Origin of the sequence: Zemynaea arenosa (assembly GCF_004614185.1) — a bacterium.
GTDB classification, from domain to species: Bacteria; Pseudomonadota; Gammaproteobacteria; order Burkholderiales; family Burkholderiaceae_D; genus Telluria; species Telluria arenosa.
On record NZ_SPVF01000263.1, the window covers coordinates 1 to 8,495 of the forward strand.

The 8,495-nt window shown below is 65.9% G+C and carries 6 protein-coding genes and 1 pseudogene; 2 read left to right on the forward strand and 5 right to left on the reverse strand.

Features of this window, described 5'->3' with window-relative positions; translation table 11 throughout:
* Positions 1-1,056, forward strand: a 1,056-nt coding sequence (locus E4L96_RS21650; protein ID WP_135209298.1) for a PepSY-associated TM helix domain-containing protein, incomplete at its 5' end; no start/stop codon positions are given.
* A 191-nt stretch (positions 1,057-1,247) separates the two neighbouring features.
* Here E4L96_RS21650 and E4L96_RS21655 read toward each other — a convergent pair.
* The 3 genes from E4L96_RS21655 to E4L96_RS21665 form a co-directional block, all read right to left on the reverse strand.
* Positions 1,248-2,786: an HDOD domain-containing protein gene (locus tag E4L96_RS21655; protein WP_135209299.1), complete on the reverse strand. Its 1,539-nt coding sequence runs from the start codon at positions 2,784-2,786 to the stop codon at positions 1,248-1,250.
* A gap of 37 nt (positions 2,787-2,823) precedes the next feature.
* Positions 2,824-4,452: a response regulator gene (locus tag E4L96_RS21660; RefSeq protein WP_135209300.1), complete on the reverse strand. Its 1,629-nt coding sequence runs from the start codon at positions 4,450-4,452 to the stop codon at positions 2,824-2,826.
* Between the two features lie 154 nt (positions 4,453-4,606).
* Positions 4,607-6,196 carry a DUF3369 domain-containing protein gene (locus E4L96_RS21665; RefSeq protein ID WP_135209301.1) on the reverse strand — a complete coding sequence of 530 codons (1,590 nt, stop codon included), beginning with the start codon at positions 6,194-6,196 and terminating at the stop codon, positions 4,607-4,609.
* A gap of 141 nt (positions 6,197-6,337) precedes the next feature.
* Between E4L96_RS21665 and E4L96_RS21670 the strand changes: the two genes are divergently transcribed.
* Positions 6,338-6,844 carry a chemotaxis protein CheW gene (locus E4L96_RS21670; RefSeq protein ID WP_135209302.1) on the forward strand — a complete coding sequence of 169 codons (507 nt, stop codon included), beginning with the start codon at positions 6,338-6,340 and terminating at the stop codon, positions 6,842-6,844.
* 9 nt (positions 6,845-6,853) lie between these two features.
* On the opposite strand, the gene E4L96_RS21675 is transcribed toward E4L96_RS21670, so the two are convergent.
* Positions 6,854-7,981, reverse strand: a complete 1,128-nt coding sequence (locus E4L96_RS21675) for a S41 family peptidase (protein ID WP_167758771.1) — start codon at positions 7,979-7,981, stop codon at positions 6,854-6,856.
* Positions 7,978-8,495, reverse strand: a pseudogene (locus tag E4L96_RS21680) (J domain-containing protein); the annotation flags it as partial. The pseudogene E4L96_RS21680 and the gene E4L96_RS21675, both read right to left, overlap by 4 nt.

Below are 8,495 nucleotides of genomic sequence, written 5' to 3' on the forward strand. Positions count from 1 at the left end.
GGCGGAGCGTCACTGGCGCCATCGCCCGCAGCGATTCTCGCCACGCTGCGGCGCGCCTACCCGGAGCGCGACGGCCCGTGGCGCATCGAGCTGCCGCTGGACGCAGACCAGCAGGTGCTCGCGCGCTACCCGAAGCCGGTGGAACGCGCGGGCCGCCACTTCGCCCCGCTGATGGTGACGCTGGATCCAGCGACGCTGCGGATCACCAGCTCGCGCTTCTGGGGCGACACCTTGATGACCTGGACCTTCGACCTCCACTACACGCTCCTGCTGGACAAGCCTGGCCTGATGCTGACCGGGGTGGTGGGCTTGCTTTTTGCGCTGGTGATGGCCAGCGGGATCTACCTCTGGTGGCCCTCGAAAGCCCGCTTCTGGACCGCATTGCGCATCGTCCCCCGCCCCGGCGCCGTGCGCCGCGCCTACGACATGCACTGCTCCAGCGGCGTGTACTGGCTTGCGCTGTTGCTGATCCTCTCAATTACGGGCGCCGCCCTGGCCCTGCCCGACCAGGCCAAAGCCCTCGTCCGCGCCCAGGCCCTGCCCACGGTCAGCCTGGCGCGCGCCCCCGTCGTGGCAGCGGCCGCACAGAGGCTACCCGCAGCCGCGTTACCGACCGCGCCCATCACGCTTGACGACGCCGTCGCCGCCGGCCAGCGCCGCTTCCCGACCGCCGAAGTCCGCTGGATCGAAACCAGCGGCGCCGCGCACACCCCGATCATCCTGCGCATGCACCAGCCTTCGGAGCCGAGCCGCCGCTTCCCGCAAACGCGGGTCTGGCTGGACCCGGACAGCGGCGCCCCGCTCGCCGCCCACGACGCGCTGGCGGCGAGCAGCGGCACGCAAGCCACCTACTGGCTGCACCCTCTCCACAACGGCGAGGTCTTCGGCCTTTGGGGCCGCCTGGCCGTCTTCGCCTCCGGCTTCATTCCCCTGCTCCTTCTGATCACGGGCCTCATCCGCTGGCGCCACAAGGTCCGCGCCCGCGCCATAGCACAAACATCCCGCCCACCCCGGGGACGTACCCCGCTCCCAGAGCGGGGACGTACCCCGGACTAGCTCTGTAGGAAAGCTCTGAACAACTAATATGTCGAAACGCGCGAGTTAATCGATTCAGACATTGAATCAATGAGTTAGCGCTGCACTGATAATCTGAGCAATTTGGTGGAATCGGGGACGTACCCCGGCTGGGGAAGAGGGTACGTCCCCGGGGGTTACGGAGCTTCTGGCAAAAAGAGCGGAGCGGGGGATCAGCCGGCCAGGGCGGCCAGTACCTGGCCTTTCAGGGCCTTGATGAGGGAGGTTTCGTCGGGCGGGACACCTTCCGGCGCGACGACGGTGCGGTCGGCGTAGAACAGGCCCACCTGGACCTTGCCCACCACCAGCGGCAGCACAATGAAGCTCTGCGCATCCGGCATCAGCTTGCGGTACCACGCGGGCAGCAGCTCGCGGATCTTGGCACTGGTCGAATCGGCGATCATCAGGTCCGCATCGTTTTCCATCGCCAGGTGAAAGATGTCGCGGTCGCTCTCGACCGGGAACACGAACTGCTCCTGCCGCGCCTTCACCTCGCCGAACGACACGCGCGCGCGGAAGTGCCCGGTCTTCGCGTCCTTCAGGCACACGGTCGCAAAACGGAACCCCATGCTGGTGTACAGCGACTCCAGCACCGCGAGGATCAGTTCATTCAGGCGCGCCTTGCCCGCGGCCCGCATCTGCGTCACGTCCTGCACGCCCGCCAGCAGCAGGTCGCGCGCGTTCTTCGGCTTTCCGCTCGGGTAGCTGCCGCCGCTTTCGGCGGGCAAACCGGCGTCCATGGTGGCCAGCAGCAGCACGTCCGGCATCGCGTCGTGGTCGACCGGCTCCGGGTCGCGCACGCGCATCTGGCGCTCCATGTCCATGCTCTGCAAGAACGCGACCATCTGCTCGTGCACATTCGAGAACAGGTCGGTCAGCTGGTCCGCATCGAGATTGAGCGACTCGCCATAGCGCGCCGCGATCACCTTCGCGTCCGGATGCGCCGCCGGCGCGTCGGTGCGCGCCAGCAGCCGCGCCACGTCGTAGCTCAGCGACGCCACCTGCCGCAGCCATTCGTTGCGGTTGGCCGGTGTCTTCAGCTCCCCCGGCGGCAGCGGCGCCAGGGTGCGCACGATGGCATCGGGGATCTTCCATTCACCCAGCACGGTCTCGGTCAGCGTCTCGTAGGTGCAGCCCAGGATCATCTGCGAGGCCTGCGACAGCGTCAGCTTGCCGCCCGCCGCGAGCTGGCTGATCTCGCGATAGCGCTCATGCTCGTGGGTCGCGACCAGCACCGGTCCGAGGTTCTTGAAGAGCGCCCCGATCGAACCCTCCTCCGCGTTCTGGTAGAAGGTGTGGCGCGCCATCTCGCGCCCCACCAGGCTTGCGCACAGCGCCGTCTCCAGCTCCACCCGCACGCTGGCCGCATGCTTGCTGTTGGCTAGCGCATCGACCAGCAGCATGCCGAGCGCCGTCGCCTTGACGTTATCAAAACCGAGCAGCGAGATCGCGCGCGAGATGGTGGTCACCGACGTGCCGGACACCGTCCGGTACTGCGCCGTATTCGACAGCCGCAGGATGCGCTGCGTGAGACCCGCATCCGATAGCACGTAATACGCCAGATCCTGGGTGCCCTGGTCGTCGGACGACGCCATCTGCACCACGCGCGCCACCGAGGCGCCGAGCGCGAACATCTCCTCGTCGCCCGCAACCTTCTTCAGCAATGCCTGGCGTACGCGCCGCGTGTCCGCCGGTGGGTGTGAACCTGCCATGTCTTATCGTGTGGGTGGTCCCGCCAGGCGGGAACGCTCAGGCTTTCTTGAAGGCCGCCTTGTTATATTTCTTGAGGATGGCCTGGTGCAGGCCGGACAGGGCACTCAGTTTGGGGTTCAACGGATCCAGGCGGCGCACGGTATCGATCAGCGACAGCGCGTACTGCCCCAGGCGCTCCTCCCAGCCCATGTTTTCGAGGCACTTGAGCACGGCCACCGCCGCGTTGAAGACCACGGTCGGATTGTCCGGCAGCTTGTTCACCGCCTCGACCATCATCTGCACCGCGCCGCGGTAGTCGCCCTCCTTCGCCTTGTTGGCGCCGGAGGCCACCAGGTCCACCACTTCCTGGCGGGCCTGCTGCGCCAGGGTCGTGGCCAGTTCTGCGCGGCCAGCCTTTTCCAGCACTGCCATCGCCTTGGACATGGCGGCATTGTTGGGCGCATTGCGCATCACTTCGCGCACCACTTCAGCCGCACCCTCCTCCATGTTGTTATCGAGGCAGGTACGCACCAATTCCAGCTTCACGCCGTCGGACAGGCCAACCGCGTCCTTGCACGCGGCCAGCGCCTGGGTCAGCGCCTCGTTCAGGCGTTCCTCGTTGCCGGTGTATTCATGCACCATGGCCGAGGCCACGGCGCTGCACACATTGGTGTTCTTTTGCCCGCCCATCGAGCGGTCCAGGTCCCGGATCACGGCGGCAGCGGCGACCGGGTCGCCCTTCTTGACCAGCGTCTGCACCAGCTTGACGTGGTCCTCGGGGTCGCGGAATTCGGAGTACTTGGCCTTGCTGACCACCTGCTTCAGGGTCTTCTCGGCGGTGTCCACATCGCCGGTTTCCAGCGCGACTTCGCCCAGCTTGCGCAGGCGGCGCACCGCGTGCGGCGACACCGACACGGCGTTGGACAGCACCTCCTGCGACTTCTGCATGTCGCCGATGGCGGCATGGGTCTTGGCCAGCCAGTCGTAGGCATCGACGAACTTCTTGTTCGACTCGACGAGGTCCGACAGCATGGTCTGCGCTTCGGCATAGCGTTCGCGCATGTACAGCGTCTTGGCCAGGCCCAGGCGCGCCCACGCAATCGCCTTCGCTTCCACCAGCTGCTGGTAGATCGGCTCCGCCTCGTGCGGCTCGCCGAGGAACATGTGCAGCTCGGCGCGCAGGCGCAGGAAGTCGATGGCGAACCGCGGGTTGGCCTTCATGCCCTCGATGCAGGCGTCGATGGCTTCCCGCTGCAGCCCCTGCTCCATCAGGTTGTACACCGGGATGAAGGCATTGCGCTTTTCCAGCGCGCGGGCAATGCGCTCCAGCAGGCGGTCGGCGGTGAAGGGCTTGAGGATGTAGTCGGTCGGCGCCAGCTCGGCGGCCGACACCACCTTGGAGTGGTTGCCCTCCGCCGTCACCATGAAGAACATGGTGGCCAGCGAAATGAGTTTGTGGTGGCGCAGGTCCTCCAGCAGCTGCTGGCCATCCTGTCCGCCTTCCAGGTCGTATTCGCACAGGATCATGTCGAACTGCTTCAGTTGCAGCAGCTTGATCGCCGTGTTGGAGCTGTTGGCATGCTCGATCTTCGTCAGCCCGCACAGGTTCAGCATGTTGTGGATGCTGGACCGCATGCCGGCATGCGGTTCGATGATGAGTGCTGAGAGCCCTTCCAGTCCGTTCATGTTGTCTAGCTTTTCCCGTGGCCGCGCACTACGTTGGCGCGCGCGTAATCGTCGCCAGTATATTACGGCACGGAAAAAAAACAGTGAAATATCCGGGGCTTACGATGCCACCTTCGCAAAAATCAGTGGCACCGCAGCCACAGTCGGCGCCCGTTCAGGCCTGCGCACCTTCGTCCGGGCGGGCCAGCTCCGGCTCGGTGGCGATGATCTGGGCCAGCGCCTCCACCACCTCCGGGTCGAACTGGGTGCCGCTGCGGGCGCGGATGTATGCCACCGTGTCCGAATAGGGCCAGGGCTGTTTGTAGGGCCGTTCGTGCAGCAGCGCGTCGTACACGTCGACCACCGCCACGATGCGCGCCGCCAGCGGAATCGCCCGTCCTTTCAACGCCTTGGGGTAGCCGTTGCCGTCGAAATGCTCGTGGTGCGCGCCCGCGATCTGCGCGCCGTAGGTCAGGTAGCTCACCCCATCCACCATGCGCGCGGCGCGCTCCAGCACCAGCTGGCCGATCTCCGCGTGGCTGCGCATGATGGCGCTTTCCTCGGCCGTGTGCGCGCCGGGTTTGAGCAGCACGCTGTCCGGCGTGGACACCTTGCCCACATCATGCAGGATCGAGGCCAGGCCGATCATCTCCAGCAGCTGCGGCGTGAGTTCGGGGTCGTCGCTGCCGCGCTCCCGCATCACCTCCGCGATCCGGGTCGACATCTTCTGCACCCGCCGCACGTGGCCCGAGTCGCCATGGTCGCGGAACTCGGCCAGGTCGGCCAGCGCGATCACGGTGGCTTCCTGCGCCTTGCGCAGCTGGCCGAACATGTACAGGTTGTCAAAGGCCGCGCCGATCCGCTGGCAGAACACCTCCAGCAAATCGCGCTGGATCTGCGCCAGGGGCCACGGCGGCGTGACCGAAATGGCCAGCTCGCGCTGCTCCTGGGTGTGGATGAACAGGACGTTGGCCGGGTGGTCGAACTGGCTTTGCTTGTGCGTGAACGCCTTGTGGATGGTCGGCAGCAGCGGATGGTCGCCCGGCAGGTGCTCGCTCGACGCCAGCGGCGCATAGCCGCCAGTGGCCGCGACCACGGTCGGGTCGTTCTCGCCCAGCGACATCACGCACAGCAGCCCGTCCGCACCCACGTCGAGGATGGCGCTGACCTGGTTCAGCACACCGGAGGCGAACTCGCGCAGCGAATGGATCTGGTACAGATTGGTGGCGCCGGCCAGGATCTTGCCCAGGCCAATGCGCGAACGCTCCAGCATCATCAAGGACTCATAGGCCCGCAGCGCCGAGATCACGGTGGTGAACAGCTTCTGCGTGGTGAGTTCGGTCTTGGCCTTATAGTCGTTGATATCGTATTCGATGATCACGCGCTGCTCGGGCGCCTGGCCCGGCTGGCCGGTGCGCAGCACCACGCGCACGATATGGTTGTTGAGCTCTTCGCGGATCTGGCGCGCCAGGATCAGGCCCGCGTCGTCGGTCTCCATCACCACGTCCAGCAGCACCAGCGCGATGTCCGGCGTACTGGCCAGGATGCGGTAAGCCTCGGCCGCGGAATAGGCCGAGAACAGTTCCAGCTCGCGGCCCTTGAAGGCCACGTTGCGCAGCGCGAGACGAGTCACAGCATGCACGTCGGCGTCGTCGTCGACGATCAGCACCCGCCATGAGCGCTGGTCGATCGGCTTGGGCGCGGGCGCCTGCTCGTCGTCTTCGTCGAGGAGCCAGTCGTCATCCGCTGCGGTAGGGTCGCTCATGCGCTCTCCTCAAGGGGCCTGGTCAAAATTTAAAGCAAACAACAAGGCAAGTCCAGCCCCTCGTCTTCGCATGTCGTTATCTGCTACGCTCTCGGAATCGGCCGCGCTAAAGGCCAGAGCAAATTGACAAGGAAGACAAATATGCAAGCAGATGCCTCCGGCGCCGAAGCACGCGCAGGCCAGGATCTCGACGGCGGAAAAGAATACCTCGCGTTCAAGCTGGGCGCGGAGGAATATGGCATCGACATCCTGAAGGTGCAGGAAATCCGCGGCTACGAGGCGGTGACGCGGGTGGCCAATGCGCCGGACTTCATCAAGGGCGTGATCAACCTGCGCGGCGTGATCATCCCGGTGGTGGACATGCGCATCAAGTTCAAGCTCGGCGAGGCGGTGTACGACCAGTTCACGGTCGTCATCATCCTCAACATCAATGGCCGCGTGATGGGCATGGTGGTGGATGCGGTGTCCGACGTGACGATCCTGACGCCGGACCAGATCAAGCCCGCGCCGGACATGAGCTCGTCCTTCGATCCAAAGTACATGATGGGCCTCGGTGTGCTGGACGGCCGCATGCTGATCCTGATGGACATCGACCGCTTGATGACGTCCAGCGAGATGGCCTTGATGGACGACGGCCCCGCCGCCTGAGCCCGCGCCTTACTTGTCGGGCGTGGTCTTGACCGCGCCCTTGAACTGCAGCTCCTTCTTCACGATCTCCAGCGCCTGGTAGGCCAGCAGGTAGCGGTCCGGGATCACGCCGCTGGTCTCCCAGCTGGTGTTGGTCTGCGGGTCGAAGATGCGGGCGTTGGGAATGGTCGCGCCGAAGTGATCGTCCAGCCGCACCCGGATCGCCGGGTGCGAACCGCCACGCGTGGACTCGCCGAGGATCTTCACGCGGCCATGCTGCTTCAGCACGAAGGCCAGCAGCTCACCGGCGGACACGGTCTCGCGGCTGGTGAGGATGATCACCGGCTGCTTCAGGTAGGCCAGATTGGCAGGCGCGGGCTTGCTGACGAAGGTCTCGCGCACCCACTTGTCCGGCGCGGTGCGGGTCTCCATCGCGGCCAGCTTCAATGGCTGCGCAAAGAAGTAGCCCGCCAGCTCCACCGCCGATTTCGGATCGCCGCCCGAGTTGTCGCGCAGGTCCAGCACCAGCATCTGCGTGTCGTGCAGCGCTTCCATCACCTCCGCGAACTTCTTCGACGCCATCGCGCCGCCGTTGAAGTGGATGACCTTCATATAGCCGACGTTGCCCTTCATGACCTCGAACTTCGGCACGCCGTCGGTGGCGGTCACCAGGCCCAGCGTGTTGACTTCCGTGCCCTCGGCCTGCGCGTCCCACGCGGTGCGCGCGTCGACCACCGCGCTGCCGTCCAGCTGCTGCGGAATCACATTGGCCACGAACACCACGCGCAGGTTGCGGTCGTCGTCGGTGTCGCCGCGCACGTCCATCGTCAGTTCATCAGTGAAGTTGCGCTGGTTGAGCAGCTCTTCGTAGCCGCCGACTTTCAGCTTGTAGCGGATGCGGTAGGCGGCCTTCTTGCCGCGTGCCGGGTCCACGTAGTGCTGCTCCATCTGGCGCGCCAGGTTCTCCACCACCTCCGCGCGCATTTCGGGCGTGGTCTGGAACTTGGCCAGGAACTCGTTCTTGTCGATGATTTCAAAGACCGGCGGAATCACATGCGTGGCGTACAGCCACACCAGCGGCACCATGACGATCACCAGCCGCAGCACCAGCTTGCGGGTCAGGCGCGGACGGTGGAAGTGGATGCGGAGCGGCTTCACCGGGCCTCGGTGGCACCCGGCGCCGGGTTCATCGCGCTGGCGGCATCGGCCTGGCGCAGCGCGGCCTGCTGCTTGCGGCGGCCCACGCATTCGGCCAGCGTGGCGCCGACCTCGATGTTCTGGTAGCGCACCTCGTATTTGCCGACCGCCAGCTGGTCGATGGTCAGCGTCTCGTGCGGCTTGATGTAGGCGTGGCGCACGTTGCGGCCGTGTTCCAGGTCGAACACCTTCACGAACACGGGCGAGTTGTTGGCGCCATTGTCCACCGTGACCTGCATCTCGCCGCCCTGGTTGGCGAGCGGGTAGCCGTCCACGTAGCCGCTTTGCGCGGGCCACGGTTCGCCGTTCGGCGCGGCCAGCGTGTGCAGCTCCTGGTCGCAGTCCGGCGCGCGGGCAGGGATCGCCAGCTGGGCCACGGCCAGTGAATGGATGTCGGTGCGCGCCGCCGGTTCGCTCGGCAGCACCGAGGCCCAGGCGTCGGCCGGTTCGTTCAAGGGGTCGGCCGGATCGGGCC

Excerpts from the sequence above, each read along its gene's own strand:
- E4L96_RS21655 (WP_135209299.1), bottom strand. The coding sequence starts at position 2,786 with ATGGCAGGTTCACACCCACCGGCGGACACGCGGCGCGTACGCCAGGCA.
- E4L96_RS21670 (WP_135209302.1), top strand. The coding sequence starts at position 6,338 with ATGCAAGCAGATGCCTCCGGCGCCGAAGCACGCGCAGGCCAGGATCTC.
- E4L96_RS21660 (WP_135209300.1), bottom strand. The coding sequence starts at position 4,452 with ATGAACGGACTGGAAGGGCTCTCAGCACTCATCATCGAACCGCATGCC.
- E4L96_RS21665 (WP_135209301.1), bottom strand. The coding sequence starts at position 6,196 with ATGAGCGACCCTACCGCAGCGGATGACGACTGGCTCCTCGACGAAGAC.